Below are 24,240 nucleotides of genomic sequence, written 5' to 3'. Positions count from 1 at the left end.
CACGGTCGTGTCCACGCTTTGTAGCCGCGTGGGCATAAAACCTGCCCACCCTACAAATACGCGGGCTTCACCCGCCCTAAGCGAAACAAACCCCGCCGAAGCTTACGCGCCGCGCTGCTCTAAAATTTCTACCGCTGGCAATACTTTGCCTTCTAAAAACTCAAGAAATGCGCCGCCGCCGGTTGAGATATAGCTGATATCCTTTGCAATATCGTACTTTGCCACCGCAGCTAACGTGTCGCCACCACCCGCAATCGAGAATGCAGGCGATGCAGCAATAGCACGGGCAATCACTTCGGTGCCTTTGCCAAACTGATCAAATTCAAACACACCTACCGGGCCATTCCAAACGATGGTGCCTGCGGTTTTTAATACGCTTGCAAGCCTTGCAGCAGTATCTGGGCCGATATCAAAAATCATATCATCGCTTGCCACATCGCCAATGGCCTTGATTACAGCGGGCTCAGTCGGTGAAAATTGCTTGCCGATCACCACATCGCTTGGCAATGGCACATCGCCACCACGGGCACGGATTTTGGCGATGACGCGCTTGGCGTTTTCAACCAGATCAGCCTCGGCTAAAGATTTACCAATTTCATGGCCTTCGGCCAACAAGAACGTATTAGCAATACCGCCGCCTACGATCAGGTAATCCACTTTATCTGACAAAGTTTCAAGAATCGTCAGTTTTGTCGATACCTTAGAGCCCGCCACAATCGCCACCAGCGGTGAAGCTGGCGCTTTCAGTGCTTTACCCAGCGCATCTAACTCGCCCGCCATTAACAGGCCAGCAGCGGCGATCGGGGCAAATTTAGCCACGGCATGGGTGGAGGCTTCGGCGCGGTGAGCCGTGCCAAAGGCATCGTTTACAAATACATCGCACAACGCAGCGTAGGCTTGGCCTAGCTCGTCAGCGTTTTTCTTTTCGCCTTTATTGCAGCGCACATTTTGCAGCAAGACTAGCTCACCCGCTTTAACCACAAAACCATTAAAATTATTCACCACGGCCACGTTGCGGCCCATCAACTCGCCAAGGCGCTTTGCGACAGGGGCAAGATCGTCTGCTGGCTGGAACTCACCCTCTGTAGGGCGGCCCAGATGGCTCATTACGATCACGCCAGCACCGGCTTGCAAGGCCGCTTCGATCGTTGGAATAGAAGCACGAATACGGGTGTCATCACCAATCACGCCGTCTTTTACCGGCACATTCAAATCGGCACGGATCAGTACTTTTTTGCCCGTTAATTCAAGCTCGGTCATCTTGCGAAAAGCCATAGTGGTTTCCTTTGAATGGTGAATAAGTAAGAACCATTGTAAATACGCAAGCAGAGCATACCGCCCTAAGCTTGCCAACGCTTAATATCAGAATACGAATTCTAACATACCGATTCTGAGATCTATGAAGCAAGCACCAGCACTATTGTCTAATCGCAATTTCCTCTTACTCTGGCTGGCCAGTATTGTCAGCAACTTTGCGCTGGCCGTGGCCATGCTGGCCGAAACTTGGCTAGTGATTAACACGCTGGGCGCTAAAGAGCAGCTGGGGCTGGTAATGATAGCGGGCTCGGTGCCACGTATTTTGCTGATGGCGGTGGGCGGCGTTTTGGCCGACCGAATAAAGCGCAGCCATATTATCTTGGCCTCGGTTGGCTTACGGGTGCTACTGCTGTTTGCCATGATCCCCCTCTTGGCGGCGGGCAAAATCAGCATGGGCATTATGATTGTGTTTGCCCTGATTTACGGCGCGCTGGATGCGTTTTTCTGGCCCGCCCGCGATGCACTCGTGCCCAATATTGTGGCCGACAACGATTTAACCCGCGCTAACTCCATTATGCTGACCACCAATCAGATTGGCCTCGTGTTTGGCCCCGTGCTGGGCGGTGCGATGCTGGCCTTATTTAGCTATGAAGTGGTGTTTGCCCTCACTGGCATCATGCTGGCACTGGGCCTGATCGCCATAGCAATGATTCACGAACCGGCCCTAGTCGCAGGACGTGTCCGTTTTAATATGCTGGCGGAGCTAAAAGAAGGCGTGCAATACGCCATCCAAACGCCGGTATTACGTGCACTGATGCTGGTTTATGCCGCAGCCAATCTGCTATTTATGGGGCCGCTTGGGCTGGGCATCCCCATTATTGTGACCGACTTACTGCAGGGCAATGCCAGCACGCTGTCCTTTATGCAAAGCGCTTTTGCCGCAGGCATGGTGCTGGGGGGCCTGCTGCTTACACTTTATCCGCCTAGCAAAAAACGCCTGCTGATGATTACCGTGGTGATTGCCATTGAAGGGCTGCTGCTAGCGACATTAGCACTGGCCAATTGGCTACCGCTCGCCCTCGCCCTGCAAGTGCTCATCGGTCTTGGAGTGGCGGCCAATAATATACCGATGATGTCCTTGATTCAGCACTATACCGAGCGGCAAAAACTGGGGCGGATTATGAGCCTGAACTCTATGGCATCTATGGGGCTGGCACCGTTGTCTTATGCACTAGTGACTGGGCTATTTTCTATGCATATTGGCATTGAATGGGTGCTGCCGGTATTTGGCCTACTGCTGGCCGTGATGATGGGGCTGATGACTTTAAAAATGAAAGTGATTCGGGAAATCGATTAAAGCCAGAAACCACGCATACCTTAGCTAGTAAGCTCTCAAAAAAAACGCAGCCTAAACAGCTGCGTTTTTTAAATTCATTGCAGAATTAAAAACTAAACTGTGCGCCTGCATAAACACCATTGGCCATGGTGACGGACGGATTGCGGTCTTTTCCATTCACATAAGCGTATTGATAGCCCACATCCAAGGCGAGCATTTTTGTCATATCCCAACGCACACCAGCGCGGGCTTCTTTGTAATAGTCCACATCACTCGATAATGCAGATGGCGCGAAATAGCCTTGGCCGTAAACGGTAAATGCGCCAACAGGGATATCAACCCCAGCACCTAAAGCAGCAGCGTAATGGTTGTCTTGATGCTTTAAATTCATATACACCAACTTACCACCCGCTTTAAATTTAGCGATACCCAGCGGCGCTTGAACGCCTAAACCTAATGAACCGATATTGCCCTTGCCATCGTTACTCAACCAATCTGCACTCGTTGTTAATAATAGAATGCTGCCTTCATATGAGGCGCCAAAAAAGCCATCACCGACGCGAGCCGTTAAATCACCCGCTTGTGCTGCCATAGGTAGAGACAGCGCAAAAATTGTGCCTAATAGTTTTTTACTCATGCCCACTCCAGTCGTTTTATGAAAAATATACGTTGAATCATAAACTTGGGAAATATCCTTTGGGTAGGCGATTAATACCTGTTTTGCTTAGAGCTGCCGCGTGGTGATTCTTTGTGGCACTAAAGCTATCCATCAAACCATAAGGCAAAAAAATCCTATTCACAAAGGATTGGTATTTTTTTATTTATCAAATACGCATTTTTATTTTATGTAATATATTAAAAAACCCGATTAAGCCATTTAATTAAAAGCGCATGATAAATATCATATAGCGGCTAAAAGCCCGCGTTTTTCAGCATTACTCGCGGGTTTCACCCCAATCCTATCAACTTAAGGGGAATGTTTTAATTGTTACACAGGCTTCAACTTGGATTGCACTATTGCAAGCATTTAAAACATTGTAGGGTGGCGCGTTTTTTGCCCACGCCGCGTATCCGCGTGGGCAAGATAAACCGCCTTGCCCACCCTACATGTTGGTTAAATCTTAAGTTGATAGGATTGGATTGGGATTCGCCGCACAAATTTAAAAACCAAGCCCAACACTCAAGAAATCTATCTACACCGGCCCATTAAGCAAAAGGCATAATCAGGAAAAATTAATCATAAAAAATACCAGCCAAGCATATAGCAATAATAATTTAATTTTTATCAATAGCTCCATATAAAGAATATTTCATCTGCACATCAAGCTGCGGCATCAATTAAAAAGCCTTTATTCTTACAAAAACCCGCACTCTATTATGTAAGAATAATAATTTAAGTTATTTAATTTAAAGCCGATAAATGGCTAAAATTTATATTTAAGCTTCTATAGTGACCACGTATCTTGTACCTCAAGCAGAGATTAAATTCCTCTGTATCATAGAGAGATGGATCTGATGTTTTTGAAAGGTCATTTCAGCCACATTCTGATAACCAGCAATTGGATCGCATGATGAGCGTATTTACTGGCATGACCACCCGCCAAATCGCAGAATTAACCACGGCCCAAATGGCCAGTGTGAATACGGCTGCGATTGCTACTCTTACAACTATCCAATTAGCTCAATTAAGCACCCGGCAAATTGCCGCATTAAACAGTACACAAATTAGCCAAGGCTTTACTACTGATCAAATAGCGGCGCTAAGTAGCACTCAAGCCGCAGCATTAAGCACCGCACAATTAGCTTCACTAACAACACTGCAAATCGCCGCACTAGAAAGCAGCGATTTAGCGGCGCTTAGCACGGCGGCGATCAGCAGCTTAAATACCAAACAATTTAGCGCTTTAAACAGCAGCCAATTGATTGCACTGACCTCCTATCAAGCTGCGGCGCTGAGTATTGCTCAACTGCAATCTCTATCCAGCAGCCAACTGGCCACTCTAGAAACCACCGACTTTGCCGTACTCAAAACCAGCGTTATTGCGGCATTATCCAGTACGCAAATTAATGCGTTAAGCAGCAGCCAAATTGCCGCCTTAAGCAGCAGCCAAGCCGCAGCCCTTACAAGCTTGCAACTGGCGGCAATGACAACGGCACAACTTGCCGCATTCAGCAGCACAGATTTTGCTGCCTTAAAAACCAGCGCGATTGCCGCCTTATCTAGCCAGCAAATCAATGCACTAAGCAGCAGCCAAATCATTGCACTTAGCACGAGCCAAGCCGCAACGCTTACCTCATCCCAAGTTGCAGCACTATCTAGCAGCCAATTACAGGCATTAGAAACCGATGATTTAGTTGTGCTCAAAACCAGCGCAATTGCCGCCTTAGCGAGCGATCAAATCAATACGCTCAGCACCCAGCAAATCGCCAGCCTAAGCACCTTACAAATTGCGGCGCTCAGCACCACCAGCCTGGCCAGCGGGCTAAATAGTAATCAAGTTGTGGCCCTCAGCAGCCAGCAAGCCGCGGCACTCAGTTCTACCCAAGTAGCCGCATTATCAACGAGCAATATTGCCGCACTAGAAACCACCGATTTTGCCGCACTCAAAACTAGCGCCATTGCGGCCTTAAGCAGTAGCCAGATTCAAGCATTAAGCAGCGCCCAAACCGTTGCTTTAAGCACCAGCCAAGCCAGCGCACTCACATCCAGCCAAGTGGCTGCACTATCTACTAGCAATATTGCCGCGCTAGAAACCGCCGATTTAATCGCTCTAAAAACCAGCGCCATTGCCGCATTAAGCACAGCTCAGCTTAGCGCTATCAACAGCAGCCAAATTGCCGCGCTAACAAGCAGCCAAATCAGCAGCATTGGTACAGAAAACATCGCCAGCTTAAACACTAGCCAAGTTGTGGCACTCACCACCCAGCAAGCGGCAGTACTCAGCTCAACCCAAGTAGCCGCATTATCAACGAGCAGTATTGCAGCGTTAAAAAGCAGTGATTTAGTCGTGCTTAAAACCAGCGCCATTGCGGCTTTAAACTCGGCCCAAGTGGCCGCCATCAGCAGTAGCCAAATCAGCAGCCTAACAAGCAACCAGATTCTGGCTTTAAATACCGCAAGTATCAGCAGCGCCCTAAACAGCAATCAGATTGTGGCGCTCACTACTAGCCAAGCTGCGGCACTCAGCAGCACTTGGCTAGCGGCTTTATCCACGGCTAACTTGGCGGCCATGGAAACTCGTGATTTAGTGGCGCTTAAAACCAGCGTGATTGCGGCTTTAAGCAGCAGCCAAATTGGCGCGCTGACCACCGCCCAAATTGCCAGCCTAACAACCAGCCAAATTGCATCCTTAAGCACTAACGATATCGCCTACGGCCTAAACAGCAGCCAGGTTGTTGCGCTGACCTCTGCCCAAGTGGCAGTGTTAAGCAGCGCCCAGCTCGCCGCATTATCCACTAGCAATTTGGCCGCGCTAGAAACCGCTGATTTTGCGGCATTAAATAGCAATGCACTGGCTGCGCTCTCCACTAGCCAAATGCAAGCGCTCACCACGGAACAAATCATTGCACTGACAACGGCTCAGGCAGCGACGCTGTCTTCCACGCAAGTGACAGCGCTCTCCACCAGCCAGATGGCCGCTTTAGAAACCAGCGATTTAAGCGTATTAAAAACCAGCGCCATTGCGGTGTTAAACAGCGCACAAATCGCGGCACTAGGCAGTAATCAGATCGCAAATCTAAGCAGCCAACAAATTGCAGCCTTAAATACCTCGGCCATCGCTAATGGCTTAAGCAGTAGCCAAGTTGTGGCGCTTACCACCATCCAAGCGGCTACTTTAAGCAGCGCACAAGTTGCGGCACTTTCCACAGCAAATATTGCGGCACTGGAAACCCGTGATTTAATCGCGCTTAAAACCAGTGCCATTGCTGCTTTAAATACGGCCCAATTTGCGGCGCTGACCACCGATCAAATCGCCAATTTAAGTAGTAACCAAATTGCCGCCCTAAGTACGGCAAATATCGCCAATGGGCTAAGTAGTAGCCAAGTTGTGGCACTCACAAGCATCCAAACGGCTACTTTAAGTAGCGCACAAGTTGCGGCACTTTCCACAGCAAATATCGCTGCGCTAGAAACCCGCGATCTTGTGGCGCTTAAAACCAGTGCCATTGCCGCTTTTAATACTGCACAATTTGCGGCGCTGACCACCGATCAAATCGCCAATTTAAGTAGCAACCAAATTACCGCCCTAAGTACGGCAAATATCGCCAATGGGCTGAATAGTAGCCAAGTGGTGGCGCTCACAACAGCCCAAGCGGCTACGCTTTCTACTGCGCAAGTGGCAGCGCTATCCACCAGCAATCTAGCCGCAATGGAAACCGCTGATTTTGCCGCACTTAAAACCAGCGCGATTGCCGGATTATCGACCAGGCAAATAGGGGCACTGAGCTCAGATCAAGCCGTGGCACTGACTACTCTGCAAGCCGCAGCGCTCAGCTCCACCCAAGTGGCAGCCCTGACGAGCAGTAGTATTGCGGCTTTAGAAACATCAGACTTAGCCGTGTTAAAAACCAGCGCTATTGCTGCTTTAAACTCGGCCCAAGTGGCGGCACTGAGCAGTAATCAGATTGCCAACCTAAGCACCAACCAGATTGCAGCCTTAAGTACCGCCAATATCACCAATGGCCTAAACAGCAGCCAAGTTGTGGCATTAACAACTAGCCAAGCGGCCACTTTAAGCAGCGCCCAAATCGCAGCTCTTAGCGCCGCTCATTTAGCCGCAATGGAAACCCGCGATTTAGCCGTACTTAAAACAAGTGCCATTGCCGCCTTAAATACCGCGCAAATTGCCGCGCTTAGCACCGATCAAATAGCCAATCTAAGCAGCAGCCAAATTGCAGCCATCACCACCGCAAATATCGCCAATGGATTGAGCAGCAGCCAAGTTGTAGCCCTTACGAGTAGCCAAGCTGCGGCTTTAAGCAGCGCCCAAGTGGCGGCATTATCCAGCAGCAATTTAGCCGCAATGGAAACCATCGATTTGGCAGCGCTTAAAGCTGCCAGCATTGCGGCCTTATCTGCCAGCCAACTTAGCGCACTCAATACCGATCAGATCAGCAATCTAGCCAGCAGCCAAATTGCTGCCTTAAATACTGCAGCCCTTGCTACGGGTTTAAGCAGCGATCAAATTGTGGCACTGAGCACTAGCCAAGTAGCGGCCTTGAGCGCCGCCCAGTTGGCGGTGATTTCAAGCAGCAATATTGCGGCAATGGAAACGCGCGATTTAGCCGTACTTACGGCGGCGGCCATTGCCAGCTTATCTAGCAATCAAATAGCCGTTCTTTCTAGCAACCAAATCATTGCGCTGACCTCCGTACAAGCGGCAGCGCTAAATACTCGCCAAGTAGCGGCGCTTTCTAGTGCCCAACTGGCCGCGATGGAAACCACGGATTTAGCGGCCATTCAAGCGGCGGGAATGGCCGTGCTGTCTAGCACTCAGCTCAATGCGCTATCTACCACACAGCAAGTTAGCCTAAGCAGCAGCCAAATTGCCGCGCTCAATACCAATGCCATCTCCAGCCTCAGTAGCGATAAAATCAGCGCCTTAAGCTCCGCCCAAGCCAGCGCACTGAATACCGCACAGATTGCCGCGCTATCCACCTTGCAAATTAGCGCGATAGAAACCAGTGATATTGTGGCGCTGAGTAATGCCGCCATTGCCAGCTTATCCAGCAGCCAAACCGCCGTACTCAGCACAGCACAAATACTGGCGCTCACCTCAGCACAGGCGGCGGTGCTAAGCAGCACGCAAATAAGCGCCTTATCCAGCACGCAATTGCAGGCGATGGAAAGCACAGATTTAGCCGCGCTATCGGTCACTGCCAGCGCCGCAATATCTAGCAGCCAGCTGAGCGCGCTCAGTACCGATCAGATTGCTAATTTAACGAGCAAGCAAATTGCGGCGCTCAATACCAGCGCCCTAGCCGCAGGGCTAAGCACTACGCAAATTGCCGCACTGACATCAAACCAAGCAGCCGCCTTAAGTACGGCCCAAGTGGCCGTGCTTTCCACCAGCCAAATTGCTGCGTTTGAAACCAGCGATCTGGCCGAGCTTAAAACCAGCGTGATTGCGGCCCTAAGCAGCAATCAGCTGCAAGCCCTCAGTACGGATCAAATCAGTAATCTAAGCACCAAGCAGATTGTGGTTTTAAGCAGCACAGGGATGGCCAGCTTAAACACCGCGCAGATTACTGCACTGACTACCGCTCAGGCCGCGCTGTTAAGCACCACGCAAATCACGGCGCTTTCCACCAGCCTGATTGCCGCGCTAGAAACCCGTGATATCGCCGCGCTAAACACGGCTACCTTGGTTGTGCTATCCAGCAATCAAATTGCAGCACTGAGCACCGCCCAAATCAGCGCCTTACTCAGTAGCCAAATAAACAGTTTAAGCAGCAGCCAAATTGTGGCATTAAGCGCTGCCCAAACTGCGGCGCTCACCGCCAGCCAAGCGCAGGCCTTAAATACCCAACAAATGGCCGCGCTAGAAACCAGTGATTTAGCGGCAATAAGCAGTAGCGCCATTGCGATGCTTTCTAGCAACCAAGTCAGCGCATTAAGCACAGAGCAATTTGCTAGCTTAGGCAGCAGCCAAATAGCCAATCTTAATACCCAAGCCCTTGCCAGTTTGGGTAGTGATAAGGTGATCGCCCTTACCACCAGCCAAGCCGCCGCGCTTACCGGCATGCAGATTGTGGCCCTCAGCAGCAGCCAGATTGCCGCGCTAGAAACCACAGATTTGGCGGCGCTCAGCACCAGCACCCTTGCCGCGATGTCCACTAGCCAAATTACGGCGCTCAGCACCAAGCAGATTGCGGCACTCAGTACCGATGCGCTGGCCAATGGCTTAACCATTAACCAAGTGATGGCGTTAACATCTAGCCAAGTTGCGGCGCTTTCTATTGCCCAAATTGCCGCTCTCTCTGAAAACACCATCGGCGGGCTAGAAACCAGTACGCTTGCATTTATCAGCACTAGCGCCATTGCCGCCTTATCAAGCACGCAGGTGGGCTCGCTCACGGCAAACCAAATATCCAAACTAAGCAGTATGCAAATTGCAGCATTAAACAGCAGCGCAGTTGCCAATTTAAGCGCAGCTCAAGTGATTGCGCTGAGCACCAACCAAGCTTCAGCGCTCACCACCAGCCAGATTGCCGCATTATCAACAACCGGCATTGCCGCCATGGAAACCGCTGATTTAGCTACGCTTAAAACCACGGCGATGGCCGTATTAAGTAGCAATCAAGTGGCAGCGCTTACCCAAGAGCAAATTGCCAGCCTCAGCACCAAGCAACTATCGGCCTTAAGCAGCAATGGCTTCGCCCATTTAAGCGCAGATCAGGTGGTGGCACTCACCACCACACAAGCGGCAGCGCTAAACAGCACGCAAGTAGCGGCCTTAAGCAGTAGCGCGGTTGCCGCACTAGAAATAGAAGACTTTGCCGCGCTTAAAACCTACGCCATTGCCGCGCTAAGTAGCGTACAGATTGGCGCACTCACGGCCGAGCAGACCATTGCCCTAACCACACTGCAAGCGGCCAGCTTAAGTAGTAGCCAGCTTGCCGCGCTGAGCGCCAGTAATATCGCCGCGCTAGAAACCAGCGATCTGATTGTGATTAAAACCAGCGCGATTGCGGCCTTAAACACCGCACAAGTTGCAGCGCTCAGTGCAGAGCAAATCGCCAGCCTGAGCACCCAGCAGATTATTGCCCTGAGCACCTCGGCCATCGCCAACGGTTTAACGCCCGATCAAATCGTGGCACTCACCAGCAAGCAAATTGTCGCGCTAAGCAGCATTCAAATTGCGGCGCTTTCCACCACCAGTATTGCCGCTATTGAAGCGGTGGATTTTGCTGCGCTAAAAACCAGCACAATTGCCATTTTATCCACCAGTCAAATCAATGCCCTGACGGCAGAGCAAACCACCGCCCTGACCACACAGCAAGCTGCAGCTCTAAGCAGCAGCCAGCTGGCCGCGCTTAGCGCCAGCAATATCACCGCGCTAGAAACCAGCGATCTGCTCGCACTGAGCAGCAGCGCCATTGCCGCATTAAGCAGCACTCAAAGTGTGGCCTTAACGGCGGCGCAAATAGCCAGCCTGAGTAGCAATCAGATTGTGGCCTTAAGCAGCACGGTGATTGCCAGCGGCCTCAGTGCTAGCCAGATTATCGCGTTAACTTCACTACAGGTCGCCGCACTCAGCACGGAGCAAATAAGCGCGTTTTCTACCAGCAGCCTTGCCGCGCTGGAAGCCAGCGATTTTTCAGCACTGAGCACCAGCTCTATTACTGTTTTATCCACCAGCCAGATAAAAGCACTTACGGCAGCGCAAACCATTGCCCTCACCACGCAGCAAGCCGCCACTTTAAGCAGCAGCCAACTTGCCGCACTGACTACTAGCAATATGGCAGCCATAGAAACCGCCGATTTAGCCGCCATCAGCAGCAGCGCCATTGCGGCACTCAATACCGCCCAAGTGGCTGCGCTCAACGCGGTGCAAATCGCCAGCCTGACGAGCTATCAGATTGCCGCATTAAGCACCTCGGCCATTGCCAATGCCCTGAGCGCAGAGCAAGTGATTGCGCTAACATCCACCCAAACCGCCGCGCTCAGTACCGCGCAAGTTGCGGTACTATCCGCCAGCAATATGGCAGCCCTAGAAACCAGTGATTTAGCCGCGATCAAAACCAACGCAATTGCCATCTTATCCACCGAGCAGCTTGCCGCCCTTAGCCCAGATCAGATTGCCAGCCTAAGCAGCAAGCAAATCAGCGCACTCAATACCAGCGGCGTGGCAAACTTAAGCGCCGATCAAATCATTGCCCTCACCACAGCACAAGCCGCCGCCTTGCTCAGTAGCCAAATTGCCGCGCTCAGTACCAGCAGCATTGCCGCGTTAGAGGCGATTGATTTTGCAGCCATTAAAACTAGCGCGCTTGCTGGCCTATCCACCGCTCAAATTAACGTACTGACTGCCGACCAAACCATTGCAATGACCACAGCACAAGCCGCCAGCCTAAGTAGCAGTCAAATTAGCGGGCTAAGCGCTGATAATATCGCCGTGCTTGAAACCAGCGATTTACTTGCCTTTAAGACCAACACAATTGCCGCACTCAACACCGCACAAGTCGCGGTATTAACGGCTGAACACATTGCCAGCATGAGCAGCAGCCAAATTGCCGCACTCAACACCGCCGCCATTGCCAATGCCCTGAGTGCCGAGCAAGTCATCGCCCTCACCACCAAGCAAGCTGCAGCACTCACCACCGCACAGCTATCGGTGCTTTCTGCTAGCAATATGGCCGCCCTAGAAACCGCAGATTTAGCCGCCATCAAAACAGCGGGCATAGCCGTGCTCAACTCTGCCCAAGTTGCCGCGCTAACCGAAAACCAAGCCGCCAGCCTAAGCGCGAGCCAAATTGCCGCGCTGCTGCCCAGCAGCCTAGCGGGCATGGTGGTAGCAGATATTGCCGTCCTAAAAACCAGCGGCATTGCAGCGCTTAGCTCGGCCCAAATCAACGCCATGGGCACGGCCCAAATTGCGAGCCTTAGCACCAGCCAGATTGCATCATTAACCGCCGCCAGCATGGCAACCGGCTTTACTACCGAGCAAATTATTGCGCTAACCTCGGCCCAAGCCGGATCGCTCAGCGCCAACCAAGTGGCAGGGCTTTCAACAAGGCAAGTCGCCGCCTTTGAAACCAGCGATCTTGCCGCCTTAAATACCACGGCGGTGGCGGTGTTTTCTAGCAGCCAGCTCAATGCCCTAAGCAATAATCAAGTGGCTAGCCTAAATACCAATCAAGTGGCAGTTCTTAACTCTGCCAGCCTAGCTACGGGCTTTACCACCACACAAATCCTTGCCTTAACTTCCGCTCAAGCTGCCGTGATTAACGCCAGCCAAATGGCCGCGCTCTCCACCAGCCAAATCGCCGCCTTCGAAACCGCCGATTTTGCCGCAATCAACACCAGTGCGATTGCCGCCTTATCCTCCGATCAAGTCGTCGCCTTCACCACCGCCCAAGCTGCGGTGCTGACCAATAGCCAGCTACAAGCGCTATCCAGCGCTAATCTAGCGGCGATAGAAACCAGCGATTTAGCCGTCATAAGAAGCAGTGGTATTACGGCCTTAAGTACATCGCAGATTCCAAGCTTTACCACCACGCAAATTCAAAGCCTCACCACCAGCCAAGTACAGGCAATCAGCTCCGCCCAAGTGATGGCGCTCACTGCCGCTCAACAAGCGGCCTTTACCACCGCACAAACGCCATTCTTAGCCGCATCTAGCCCTATCATTCTTGATTTGGATGGCAATGGCGTTCGCACGCTTAGCCTAGAAAACGGCACACAATTTGATTTGCTGGGCGATGGCAATAAGATTAAAACCGGCTGGGTAGGCCAAGGCGATGGCTTGCTAGTGCTGGATAGAAACCACGATGGCATTATCAATGATGGTAAAGAATTATTTGGCACATCCACCCTTATGGCCAATGGCAACAAGGCCGCCGATGGCTATGCCGCACTGGCCGAGCTAGATAGCGATCACAACGGCCAGCTGGATCAATTTGATGCAGATTTCCATGAACTAAAAGTATGGATTGATGAAAATGCCGATGGCTTTAGCCAAGCCGAAGAACTTAAAACACTGATCTCGCTGGATATCAACAAGATAGGCGTTAGGGCCAGCCAAAGTGCAGAGAAAGACAATGGCAACTTTATTGGCCTGAAATCTAGCTATGAAACCAATGATGGCGTAAGCCGCGCCGCAGCCGATGTGTGGTTTGCTACCGATAAATCTACCCCACTAGCTACCCTGCCTGATTTACGCAGCAGCGTGGTCAACCTAGTGCAAACCATGTCAGCCTTTACCGAGGCGGAAAAACGCGGTGTATTCAATACGATAGAGCCAATGCAATTGCAACTACCATCCGATGCACCACTAGCCGCATCAGCCCAAATCACCGCCAGCAATATGGCGGCCCTAATGAAGCTATTCGATGCCAACGGCAATATGATAGGCGCGCCAGAAAGCATGCTAGCCAGCGGCGACCCAACCCTCAAACTCAACGCCCTAAATCAGCAACACAGCCAAGGTATTTTGGCGTTGAAATAACCGCAAAAGGGGGCTGTATGAATGGAAAGTGATAATTGCCGGATTTTTCGCATTGCTTCGCACAGCAAATCAATTTGCTCCACCAATAACGCACTTTTTCTATCTGCAAGGTTGGCGGTAAAAAATAAGTAGCACCGGCTATATTTGTTATTCAATATTGCATGAGGTGTTCTTTATTAAATGTTGGGCTGATAAAACGTTAGCCCAACCTACCCTGCTATCGGTTACGCCACTAGCGTTGGATAATCGGTGTAACCCGCCTCTGCACCACCATAGAATGTGGCTTGATCTGGGGTATTTAATGCTGCGCCCTGCTGGTAGCGTTTCACCAGATCCGCGTTGGCAATAAAGGGGCGACCAAAGGCAATGGCGTCGACGGTGTCTGAGACGAGCCGCGCTTTGGCGGTTTCTGCGTTATAGCCACCGCAAGTCATCAAAACGCCTTTAAATCGCTGGCGCAAATCCGCACGGAAAGTATCGCTTAATGGCTGGCCACCGGCCCAATCTGGCTCAGCAATATGCAGATAGGCTACGCCGATGCGGCTAAATTCTGCCGCCAGATACATCGCCATGCCCTCTGCCTCGTCGTCAATAATATCGTGCGCTACAAAGTTCGGAGATAGGCGGATACCCACTTTATCTGCGCCCACTTTTGCCACCACGGCTTCCACCACTTCTAGCACTAAACGGGCACGGTTTTGCATAGAGCCACCGTACTGATCGCTGCGCTTATTGCTGCCCGTCGCCATAAATTGCTGCAATAAATAGCCATTGGCAGCGTGGATTTCAACAAAGTCAAAACCTGCTCGCATCGCGCGCTCTGCCGCAGCCACATAATCAGCCACAATACCTGGCAACTCGGCGGTTTCTAGCGCACGTGGTGCATCGCAAGGCGCGCGGGTTGGCGTGCCATCCGGTAAGATCACAAAGCTAGTCGACTTTACGGCCTGAATGGCAGAAGGAGCCACCGGCGCTACGCCATTTTCTTGCAAGTGGCGGTTAGAAATGCGCCCCACATGCCAGAGCTGCAATGCCATTTTTCCGCCCTTGGCGTGCACCGCAGCCACAACGTTTTTCCAGCCCGCTTCTTGCGCATCGGTATAGATACCAGGCGTTAAGGAATAGCCCTTGCCTTGATTAGTGATATTGGTTGCTTCGGAGATAATCAGCCCCGCGCTGGCGCGCTGAGCGTAATAAATAGCGTTCATTTCAGTGGGCACATCGCCAGGCTGGCTAGCCCGTGAGCGGGTCAGCGGGGCCATCACCATACGGTTAGCCAGCGTGGTTTTGCCGATGATCATCGGGGTAAATAATTTATCTGCGGACATAGGATTTCCTTGATTGAATTGACTTTATAGTGCCTGCGGCACGTTGATTTTGGTGCGGGAATCCCCCCAAGGGACTCCCTTTCTGGAACGGCCAAGAAAGGAAGCAAAACCGCAACCCCAAAAGCACGAAGGCCCCTCACTACGGATAATCGGCTCGGCGTGCTTCAAGGGGACTTTTAAGCCCTATGCCACTAGCTATGATAAAAATCTAAATTGTCAGATTTGATAGGGCCTAATTCAAAAAATACTTTCCTCAGTGAAACTCCATTTTCTCTCTGCCCTCTGTGTTTCAATATTTGGGTGTTACAGAAAAAAGCCGGAGCAAAAATCAAACTTACTCAGCCACCTTTACCACCAACTTCCCGGCATTCTTCCCTTCCAATAGCCCAATAAAAGCTTGCGGGGCGTTTTCCAATCCCTGCACAACGTCTTCGCGGTATTTTATTTTGCCCTCGGTAATCCACTGGCTCATGGCGGCAAAAAACTCGCCGTAGCGATGGCCAAAATCGTCCCAGATAATAAAACCCTGCATGCGAATACGTTTTTTCAGCAGCGTGCCCATCAGCATAGATAAGCGATCCGGCCCAGCAGGCAGGCTGGTGGCGTTGTATTGCGAGATCAAACCACAGAGCGGCACGCGAGCAGCGGTGTTTAATAGTGGCAACACGGCATCAAATACGGCCCCGCCGACATTTTCGTAATACACATCAATGCCTTTTGGGCAGGCCTTTGCCAGTTGCTCGGCAAGATCGGGGGCGCGGTGATCGATACACGCGTCAAAGCCCAGCTCTTGCACGGCATAAGCACATTTTTCAGCACCACCGGCAATACCAACCACGCGGCAGCCTTTGATTTTGGCGATTTGCCCAACAATTGCACCAACAGCCCCCGTTGCAGCGGCCACCACCACGGTTTCGCCTGCCTTAGGTTGGCCAATTTCCAGCAAGCCCATATAGGCAGTAAAGCCTGGCATACCCAATACACCCAGCGCATGTGAAGGCAAGGCCATTGCGCCTAGCTTTTGCAGGCCCGTGCCATCTGACACGCTGTAATCCTGCCAACCACCAAAGTTCACCACCAAATCACCCACGGCATAATCAGCGTGCTGCGAGGCTGCCACTTGGCTCACCGTGCCGCCGACCATGACGTCATTGATTTCAACTGGCGCAGCATAGGAAGGCGCATTGCTCATACGGCCACGCATATAAGGATCAAGCGACAAATACAGCGTGCGTAGTAGAACTTCACCACTAGCAAGGCTAGGAATCGCTTGTTCTTCTAAGCGAAAATCAGCAGGCAGCGGTGCGCCATGTGGGCGGCTAGCTAAAACAATACGGCGGTTTTTTGTTGATGACATTAAGAATGCTCCAAAAATTAAACAGCGCGAATTTCATAATCCATGCGCGGGAAATGCACGTGCAGCACACCGCACGCAGCGCTTTGACGAGCTAACACTATTTTTTGTTGATCCAGATACATAAGCTCACCCGCCACAGATTCCTGCGGATAGCCTTCCGGCTGCACCATCACAGGCTGGCCACGTTTAAATAAGCCATCCTGCATAGTGGGTAGCGCCTGCGGCTTGGCATTTTTGGCAAGGGCATGGGCGGCTTCTGCATTGATGCTGCTGCTTTCCACCGTCGTAAACGCCGCTACTCTAGCCATCCACGCACTTAATGCAGAGCAATCCGCAGCAAGTACCGCCAAGGCACCCGCGCCCTGCAAAAACCACAGCGTATGGTAAACGGCAAAATCACCTGCACATGGGCTGCTACCACCGAGGTAATCCGCTCCTGCCAGTGCCTGATCGGTGCTTTGAATCAGCGCACTTAGCTGAATGGCTAGTTGCGCCTGATCGGCCAGCAATTGCGCTTTTTGCAAAGGCAGCTGCGGATGCATGGCGATGCGATCATCCAGCAAGGCTTGTGGAATATGCTCCAAGCGGCCTGCCATCAGATAACGGGCAGCGCGCCAAAACACATCCACATCAAATAGCCTTCCCAGCAATGCGGCTTGTGCTGCCAATGGGCCGCTGGCAAGCGCTCGCTCAGGGTAGCGCGTTTCTAGCTCTGCAATGATGAGGGCCGAATCGCAGTAAATATCTGCGCCGATTTGCAGCACCGGCGCGCGCCGGTAGCCTCCGGTCAGCGCCATTAAATCGGGCTTAGGCAAAACGGGCGGCATCAAGACAGATTGCCATGCCAGCTGCTTGTAGCCAAAATAAGCGCGCACTTTTTCTGAGTACGGCGACGCTTGGTAGTGATGCAAAATCAGCGCAGCTGGCATCTTAGTAGCTGCCTTCTAATACCAGCTTGCTGGTGGCTAAATCCACATCCCCACGCTCGCCCAAGGCCACCATACCGTGGGCTTTTAGCTGCTCAAGCACAGCATTAATGGCGCTGACTTCCAGACCATAATCACGCATGCGGGTTTTAACGCCCATGGCTTCAAAGAAATCACGGGTTTTAGCGATGGCGGCATCGATACGCGCGTCTTCCGAGCCTTCTTTAATACCCCATACACGATCGGCATATTGCAGCAGTTTTTCACGCTTAGCGGCGCGGCGTACATTCAGCATGGATGGCAAGATAATCGCCAACGTTTGCGCATGGTCGATATTGTATAAAGCCGTCAACTCATGGCCAAGTAAATGAGTGGCCCAGTCTTGCGGTACACCGGCACCGATCAAGCCATTGAGCGCCATCGTGGCGGCCCACATTAAGTTGGAGCGCACGGTATAATCATGTGGAGTCGCCAGCGCTTGCGGGCCCACTTCGATCAAGGTTTGCAATAGGCTTTCAGCAAAGCGGTCTTGTACAGGCGCATTGGCTGGGTAAGTTAAATACTGTTCGACCACATGCACAAAGGCATCCACCGCGCCGTTACCAATTTGCCGAGCTGGCAGGCTGTAGGTTTTAGTTGGGTCGAGTACCGCAAACTGAGGGAATACATGGCGATTCATAAAAGGTAGCTTGGTCTTGGTTTCGCTGCGAGTGATCACCGAGCCATTATTCATTTCTGAGCCGGTAGCAGGCAAAGTCAACACCGCGCCCAAAGGCAAGGCTGCTTTAATATACTGACCACCCGTGGTAAAAATTTCCCAAGGATCGCCTTCGTAAACGGCTGCAGCTGCGGCAAATTTAGTGCCGTCAATCACCGAACCACCACCCACAGCTAGCAGGAAGTCAATTTTCTCTGCCTTAATCTGCGCCACGGCTTTCATCATGGTTTCATACGTTGGATTGGCTTCAATGCCTGAGAATTCAGCAACGCTATGGTTTTTTAAGGCATCCATTACTTCGGTGTAAGTGCCATTTTTTTTAATACTGCCACCGCCGTAGAGCACCAAGACACGGGCCTTTTCAGGTACAAGAGTGGCTAACTTAGCAATCTGGCCTTCGCCAAAAACGATTTGAACGGGGTTGTAAAATTCGAATTGCAACATTGAGTATCCTTTTTGAATCGTTAAAAATAGACCAGTCGTCTAGTTGATAGTTCAAAAAAACGGCATTGCTGCCGATTTATTTACTTGTGCTGTGCCCACGCGGCTAAAAATCGTTATAAAACAACCCCACACGACAAAATGCCATTGAACGCTGAGCTTCATGCGCCCTGCACCTACAGTAGATCGAATAGTTAATCGTTGCATATCGAGCAACGCGTGGGCACGGGTGCCCACCCTACTTTACTTCACGCCTAATAGATGGCAAGTCGTCTGCATTGCTGTATCTAGCGCACTGCTATCCTGGCGGATCTTAGTTAATAAGCTTGCACCCAGCCACATTTGGTAAAGCATCAATGCAATAGATTGAGCATCCATATCAGGGGACAAAGCACCATCGCAGCGCGGCTCATCCAGCCAGCTTGCTAGTCGATCGATCACATCTGATGTGCCCTGCTTAAAGACTTCCCGCATTGGCTCAGATAAATCAGCCACTTCGGCGGAGAGCTTAACCACCATACACTGATTGGCAGAATGGCAAGCGCCTTGGCTCATTAACCAGCCCTGCCAGTAATGCATCAGCCGCTCGCTACCGCAATCGTACTCTGCTTCTAAAGCCTGCATTTGCAGCTGATAAAGCGCGAAATAACGCTCTAACACCGCGCAGCCAAAGTGTTCTTTTGAAGGGAAATAATGATAGAACGAACCCTTAGGGACTTCTGCCGTAGCCAGAATCTCTGCCAAACCAACCGCAGTAAAGCCCTTGCCGCGCAGTACGGATTCCCCCACTGCCAGTAAATGTTCGCGTGTATCTTCGTGTTTTTTCTTAGCCATGAGTGCAGTTTCGCACAAAATAGACCGGTCGTCTATTTATTGTTTAGGGTGGGCAGGTTTTTTTGCCCACGACTTGGGAAGGAGAATATCCGCGTGGGCACAGCCTTGTGCCCACGCTACCCAATCTATTCCACCATTAATCCAGCAAGCCTTCAAATAGCGGCGTGGATAAATAACGCTCGCCAAAGGAAGGAATAATCACAGCAATCAGCTTGCCTGCGTTTTCTGGGCGCTTACCCAATTCAATCGCCGCCCAAGTTGCAGCGCCTGCCGAAATCCCTGCCAGAATCCCTTCTTGCGTAGCCAGCGCTCTGGCAGTAGCAAAGGCATCGCTACTTGTTACGCGGATCACTTCGTCGTAGCTTTCCGTATTCAGCACGCCAGGGATAAACCCAGCACCAATGCCCTGAATAGGATGAGGGCCTTTTAGGCCGCCACTCAGCACCGGACTGGCATCAGGCTCAACGGCTACCGCTTTAAATGAAGGTTTACGCGCTTTTAATACTTCTGAAATGCCAGTGATGGTTCCGCCCGTACCCACGCCTGCCACCAAGATATCAATCTGCCCATCGGTATCATTCCACAGCTCTTCTGCTGTGGTACGACGATGAATTTCTGGATTGGCTGGGTTTTCAAACTGCTGTGGTAAAAAATAATTGCTGTGCTCAATAGCTAAAGCCTTTGCCGTAGCAATCGCGCCCCCCATGCCTTCTGCAGCAGGGGTTAATACCAGCGTGGCGCCGTAGCCGCGTAATAATGCACGGCGCTCTTTAGACATACTTTCTGGCATAGTGAGTACCAGCTTATAGCCGCGCGCAGCGCAAACCATAGCCAAACCAATCCCCGTATTGCCCGAAGTTGGCTCCACAATCACCGTATCTGGACCGATCAGGCCAGCTTGTTCTGCGGCATCAATCATAGCCACAGCGATGCGGTCTTTTACTGAATGCGATGGGTTAAAAAACTCCAGCTTAGCGACGATCGTTGCCCCACTTGCTGCAGCAATGCGGTTTAACTTCACTAAGGGCGTATTGCCGATCAGATCGGTAATGCTATTGGCGATTTTCATAAGCCTCCTTGAAATCAGATTGATGATTGATTGTAACGGCTGGATCATTAGCAATTAAAATGCTTAAAAATTCTAAGGAAAGATCAATGAAGGTTTATCGCGTAGGCGGTGCTGTAAGGGACAGATTGCTAGGGCTTGCCGTTAAAGATATCGACTGGGTGGTAGTAGGCAGCACAGCAGAAGCCATGCAAGCACAAGGCTACACGCCCGTTGGTAAAGACTTCCCTGTCTTTTTACACCCCAAAACTCATCAAGAATATGCCCTAGCCCGTACCGAGCGCAAATCGGGCCATGGTTACAAAGGCTTTACCGTATTTGCAAGCGAAGATGTTACTTTAGAAGAAGACTTGCTGCGGCGCGACCTCACCATCAATGCAATGGCCGAGGATGAACACGGCCTGCTCACCGATCCCTTCAACGGCCAAGCTGATCTTAAAGCTAAACTATTACGCCATGTCTCCCCCGCCTTTAATGAAGACCCAGTACGTATTTTGCGCCTCGCACGCTTTGCTGCACGTTTTGGCTTTGATGTGGCGCCAGAAACGCTCATCTTGATGCAAGGCATGGTAGCCAGTGGCGAAGTAGATCATCTGGTAGCAGAAAGAGTTTGGCAGGAATTTGCCAAAGGGCTGATGGAAAACACGCCATCTAAGATGTTTGCAATGCTGCGCCGCTGCGGTGCACTGGCACGTATTGCACCAGAAATCGACGCACTCTGGGGCGTGCCGCAGCGTGCCGACTATCATCCTGAGGTGGATACCGGCGTACATGTCATGATGGTGCTGGATTACAGCGCCGCACAAAACTGGCCGCTCACCACCCGCTTTGCCGCACTTTGCCATGATTTGGGTAAGGCGATCACGCCAGCCGATATTTTGCCAAGGCATATCGGCCACGAAGCACGCGGTGTGGCACTGGTTGAAGCCCTATGCGAAAGACTACGCGTACCCAGCGATTGCCGAGATTTAGCGAGAATAGTTTGCCGTGAGCACACTCATGTCCACACGGCATTGCAGCTGCGCCCTGCTACGGTGCTAGAAGTATTTCAGCGCTGCGATGCCTTCAGAAAGCCAGAACGCTTTAAAGAGATGCTTAATGCCTGCCTTGCCGATGCACGTGGGCGTACCCGTTTTGAAAACTGCGACTACCCACAAGCCGATCACTTACTCAAGCTACTGGCTGCAGCCAACACGGTAAACAGCGGTGAAATTGCCCTCAGCTGTACTGATAAAGCTCAGATTCCTGAAAAAATCAAACAAGCCAGAATTGCGGCAATTAAAAGCAAAATAGCAGGGCATTAAATACCCCGTTTCTTACTTAAACTCATTATCAATATCGTAAGGCGAGTGCAACCCCATGTGCGCTAAGCAAAAAAATAATGATATGAATCAGCTGGTTAAATCTTAAACCACAGAGACCCACAGAGAAAATAAAGCCCTGTTTTGTGCTTTTTTCTGTGTCCTCTGTGCTCTGCTTTTCCTCTGTGGTTCAAGGTTTAGCGCCATTTCATGCACAGTTCAGGCTCTATGTAACTTTAGTTAGCGCATATGGGCTTGCACCCACCCTACGAATGGCATATTGCTTAAGTTAATAGTATTGGATTTCAGCCATTCTGCACGTTGTATGGTTCTAAAAAATGATTTACCTAGTTTATTAGAGCAATAGACATAATCAGCAGCGTTTTTGTAAGGAAAACAGCCTGAACGGCATTGGATTAATGATGGCTCAGTCAAATATAAAACCAAATATGCATATCAACAGAGCAATCAATATTTTGCATAAAAAACAAATTGTACACGCCACCATTTAGGCGATAGCAAGAATACGCTTATAGCAAAAACAACACTGAGAAGCGCGCATCAAATAGGTGCAACTTTCACCCACAAAAAATAAGCAATGTATAAATACCGAAAACAAATGGCCACAGAGCAAAAAACAATACAACAAATATAAGCAACTGATATTAAACAAGTTTATACGCAACACTAAATTTTTATTTAGCCCACCAACAATTAAATCACCCCAGTCATTACCCTTAAGCAAAACACCTTAGCATCAATAATGAGTGCACGTAGAAAAGCCCGCCAATTGCTCGGCGGGCTTTTCACAGAATGCTTTGTATTAAACAAACCGAATCACCCTTAGGAGAGATAATTAGTGGCTTGATACAAACCTTAATACATAAAAGCATACTGATACTACATTCCGGAGAATAACACGATATTAATTCCCCGGAATAGTTTTAATGATTGTTAAAAGTTGTATGCTTTTTCACCATGACTTGTTAAATCTAAACCTTCGCGCTCTTCTTCTTCAGGAACACGCAAGCCAATTAACAAATCAACCAGTTTGAAAGCAACGATAGACACTACAGCTGACCAAATCAGCGTTGTTCCCACACCAATCGCCTGAATTTTAAGTTGGGCCAAAATAGAATAATCAGCAGCAACTTTATTCGCCACATAATCCCAAATCCCCACCCCACCCAACGCTGGCGAAGCAAACACAGCGGTTAGCATTGCACCTAAGATTCCACCTACGCCATGCACACCAAATACATCCAAGGCATCATCCGCACCCATCATGCGTTTTAAACCATGCACACCCCACAGGCAAACCACACCAGCCAGCAAGCCGATCACCAAAGCACCGCCTACACCCACAAAGCCGCAAGCAGGTGTAATGGCTACCAAACCAGCAACCGCTCCTGATGCCGCGCCTAGCAGCGAAGGCTTGCCTTTGAGCATCCATTCGGCCAATAGCCAAGACATCGTCGCCGCAGCAGTGGCCAACCAAGTATTAATAAAGGCCAGCGCCGCCACGCCATTAGCTTCTAAAGCAGAGCCCGCATTAAAGCCAAACCAACCAAACCACAGCAATGAAGCACCAATCATGGTCATGGTTAAGCTGTGTGGCGTCATGGCTTCACGGCCAAAACCAATACGTTTACCAACCATAATTGCACCAATCAAACCTGCAACGGCGGCATTGATATGCACCACCGTGCCGCCAGCAAAATCAAGTGCACCTTTTTGAAAAAGAAAACCCGCTGTGGCCGTGACCGCGTCGGCAGCGGCTTGGGTTAGATAAGCATCAGGCCCAGTCCAATACCAAACCATATGGGCCATTGGCAGATAGGAGAAGGTAAACCAGATCGCGCAAAATGCCATCACCGCCGCAAATTTCACCCGTTCAGCAAACGCGCCCACAATCAGGCAGCAGGTAATCGCCGCAAATGCGCCTTGAAACACGATGTAAATCAGCTCAGAAATCCCCACGCCCTTGCTAAAGGTGGCCGCAATCGAATCAGGAGTCACGCCTTTGAGCATGACTTTGCTAAAGGAGCCAAAGAAAGCATTGCCCTCGGTAAACGCCAGTGAGTAGCCATACACCACCCACAACACGGAGATCATTGCAAACACAGAAAACACCTGCATCAGCACCGATAACATATTTTTAGAGCGAACCAAGCCACCATAAAATAGGGCAAGGCCAGGAATAGACATCAAAATAACCAAAGCTGTGGAGATAAACATCCACGCGTTATCGCCTTTATTAATGGTATCTACGATAGCGACGGGGGCAGAAGCCGCCACTTCAGCAGCAAAGCCTTGAGCTGCTGTCGCACTGAGGGTGAGTGCCGCAAATATTTTTTTCATCGTCTCTCTCCTGCGGTTTTTATTAGATGGCTGCTTCGCCAATTTCACCCGTTCTAATCCGCACCACGTGCTGCAGATCAAATACAAAAATTTTGCCATCGCCAATTTTGCCGGTGTTAGCGGCTTTTTCGATGACTTCTAGCG

Annotated in this window: 13 protein-coding genes; 3 read left to right on the top strand and 10 right to left on the bottom strand. The window is 50.7% G+C overall.

Annotation, left to right across the window (positions count from 1 at the left end):
* Positions 1 to 102: 102 nt before the first annotated feature.
* Entirely contained in the window at positions 103 to 1,275 is a 1,173-nt protein-coding gene (locus tag Q0R17_RS15230) for a phosphoglycerate kinase (RefSeq protein ID WP_293936296.1), read from the bottom strand.
* A gap of 124 nt (positions 1,276 to 1,399) precedes the next feature.
* Between Q0R17_RS15230 and Q0R17_RS15225 the strand changes: the two genes are divergently transcribed.
* The gene (locus Q0R17_RS15225) at positions 1,400 to 2,614 is read left to right on the top strand and encodes an MFS transporter (RefSeq protein WP_293936294.1); all 1,215 of its coding nucleotides are present in this window, start codon (positions 1,400 to 1,402) and stop codon (positions 2,612 to 2,614) included.
* A gap of 85 nt (positions 2,615 to 2,699) precedes the next feature.
* Here Q0R17_RS15225 and Q0R17_RS15220 read toward each other — a convergent pair whose 3' ends face one another.
* Positions 2,700 to 3,230, bottom strand: a complete 531-nt coding sequence (locus tag Q0R17_RS15220) for a YfaZ family outer membrane protein (protein ID WP_293936292.1) — start codon at positions 3,228 to 3,230, stop codon at positions 2,700 to 2,702.
* 931 nt (positions 3,231 to 4,161) lie between these two features.
* Here Q0R17_RS15220 and Q0R17_RS15215 point away from each other — a divergent pair.
* Positions 4,162 to 13,764, top strand: coding sequence for a heme utilization protein (locus tag Q0R17_RS15215; protein WP_293936290.1), 9,603 nt, complete (start codon positions 4,162 to 4,164; stop codon positions 13,762 to 13,764).
* A 224-nt stretch (positions 13,765 to 13,988) separates the two neighbouring features.
* Here the strand turns inward: Q0R17_RS15215 and Q0R17_RS15210 are convergent, their stop codons facing one another.
* From Q0R17_RS15210 to cysK, 6 genes are all read right to left on the bottom strand, one after another.
* The gene (locus tag Q0R17_RS15210) at positions 13,989 to 15,092 is read right to left on the bottom strand and encodes an alkene reductase (protein ID WP_293936288.1); all 1,104 of its coding nucleotides are present in this window, start codon (positions 15,090 to 15,092) and stop codon (positions 13,989 to 13,991) included.
* 334 nt (positions 15,093 to 15,426) lie between these two features.
* Positions 15,427 to 16,449, bottom strand: a complete 1,023-nt coding sequence (locus Q0R17_RS15205) for an NADP-dependent oxidoreductase (RefSeq protein WP_293936285.1) — start codon at positions 16,447 to 16,449, stop codon at positions 15,427 to 15,429.
* Between the two features lie 17 nt (positions 16,450 to 16,466).
* Positions 16,467 to 17,378 (bottom strand): glutathione S-transferase family protein, encoded by a 912-nt coding sequence (locus tag Q0R17_RS15200; protein WP_293936282.1) that lies wholly within the window; start codon positions 17,376 to 17,378, stop codon positions 16,467 to 16,469.
* A gap of 1 nt (position 17,379) precedes the next feature.
* Positions 17,380 to 18,537, bottom strand: coding sequence for an iron-containing alcohol dehydrogenase (locus Q0R17_RS15195; RefSeq protein ID WP_293936279.1), 1,158 nt, complete (start codon positions 18,535 to 18,537; stop codon positions 17,380 to 17,382).
* Positions 18,538 to 18,777: 240 nt separating this feature from the next.
* Complete coding sequence (locus tag Q0R17_RS15190) at positions 18,778 to 19,368, bottom strand: TetR/AcrR family transcriptional regulator (protein WP_293936277.1); 591 nt, start codon at positions 19,366 to 19,368, stop codon at positions 18,778 to 18,780.
* 136 nt (positions 19,369 to 19,504) lie between these two features.
* Positions 19,505 to 20,437: a cysteine synthase A gene (gene cysK / locus Q0R17_RS15185; protein ID WP_293936275.1), complete on the bottom strand. Its 933-nt coding sequence runs from the start codon at positions 20,435 to 20,437 to the stop codon at positions 19,505 to 19,507.
* An 86-nt stretch (positions 20,438 to 20,523) separates the two neighbouring features.
* Here cysK and Q0R17_RS15180 point away from each other — a divergent pair, with 86 nt between their 5' ends.
* Entirely contained in the window at positions 20,524 to 21,738 is a 1,215-nt protein-coding gene (locus Q0R17_RS15180; RefSeq protein WP_293936273.1) for a multifunctional CCA addition/repair protein, read from the top strand.
* 951 nt (positions 21,739 to 22,689) lie between these two features.
* Here the strand turns inward: Q0R17_RS15180 and Q0R17_RS15175 are convergent.
* Positions 22,690 to 24,096: an ammonium transporter gene (locus Q0R17_RS15175; protein WP_293936271.1), complete on the bottom strand. Its 1,407-nt coding sequence runs from the start codon at positions 24,094 to 24,096 to the stop codon at positions 22,690 to 22,692.
* Between the two features lie 22 nt (positions 24,097 to 24,118).
* The coding region (locus Q0R17_RS15170; RefSeq protein WP_293936306.1) for a P-II family nitrogen regulator at positions 24,119 to 24,240 on the bottom strand (122 nt) is incomplete at its 5' end.

This window comes from Iodobacter sp., assembly GCF_025352645.1.
Lineage (GTDB): Bacteria > Pseudomonadota > Gammaproteobacteria > Burkholderiales > Chitinibacteraceae > Iodobacter.
The sequence above is the reverse complement of the archived record's forward strand: the minus strand, read 5'-3'. Positions and strand labels throughout refer to the sequence as shown.

Excerpts from the sequence above, each read along its gene's own strand:
- Q0R17_RS15190 (WP_293936277.1), bottom strand. The coding sequence starts at position 19,368 with ATGGCTAAGAAAAAACACGAAGATACACGCGAACATTTACTGGCAGTG.
- Q0R17_RS15230 (WP_293936296.1), bottom strand. The coding sequence starts at position 1,275 with ATGGCTTTTCGCAAGATGACCGAGCTTGAATTAACGGGCAAAAAAGTA.
- Q0R17_RS15175 (WP_293936271.1), bottom strand. The coding sequence starts at position 24,096 with ATGAAAAAAATATTTGCGGCACTCACCCTCAGTGCGACAGCAGCTCAA.
- cysK (WP_293936275.1), bottom strand. The coding sequence starts at position 20,437 with ATGAAAATCGCCAATAGCATTACCGATCTGATCGGCAATACGCCCTTA.
- Q0R17_RS15180 (WP_293936273.1), top strand. The coding sequence starts at position 20,524 with ATGAAGGTTTATCGCGTAGGCGGTGCTGTAAGGGACAGATTGCTAGGG.
- Q0R17_RS15220 (WP_293936292.1), bottom strand. The coding sequence starts at position 3,230 with ATGAGTAAAAAACTATTAGGCACAATTTTTGCGCTGTCTCTACCTATG.
- Q0R17_RS15215 (WP_293936290.1), top strand. The coding sequence starts at position 4,162 with ATGATGAGCGTATTTACTGGCATGACCACCCGCCAAATCGCAGAATTA.
- Q0R17_RS15195 (WP_293936279.1), bottom strand. The coding sequence starts at position 18,537 with ATGTTGCAATTCGAATTTTACAACCCCGTTCAAATCGTTTTTGGCGAA.
- Q0R17_RS15200 (WP_293936282.1), bottom strand. The coding sequence starts at position 17,378 with ATGCCAGCTGCGCTGATTTTGCATCACTACCAAGCGTCGCCGTACTCA.
- Q0R17_RS15210 (WP_293936288.1), bottom strand. The coding sequence starts at position 15,092 with ATGTCCGCAGATAAATTATTTACCCCGATGATCATCGGCAAAACCACG.
- Q0R17_RS15225 (WP_293936294.1), top strand. The coding sequence starts at position 1,400 with ATGAAGCAAGCACCAGCACTATTGTCTAATCGCAATTTCCTCTTACTC.
- Q0R17_RS15205 (WP_293936285.1), bottom strand. The coding sequence starts at position 16,449 with ATGTCATCAACAAAAAACCGCCGTATTGTTTTAGCTAGCCGCCCACAT.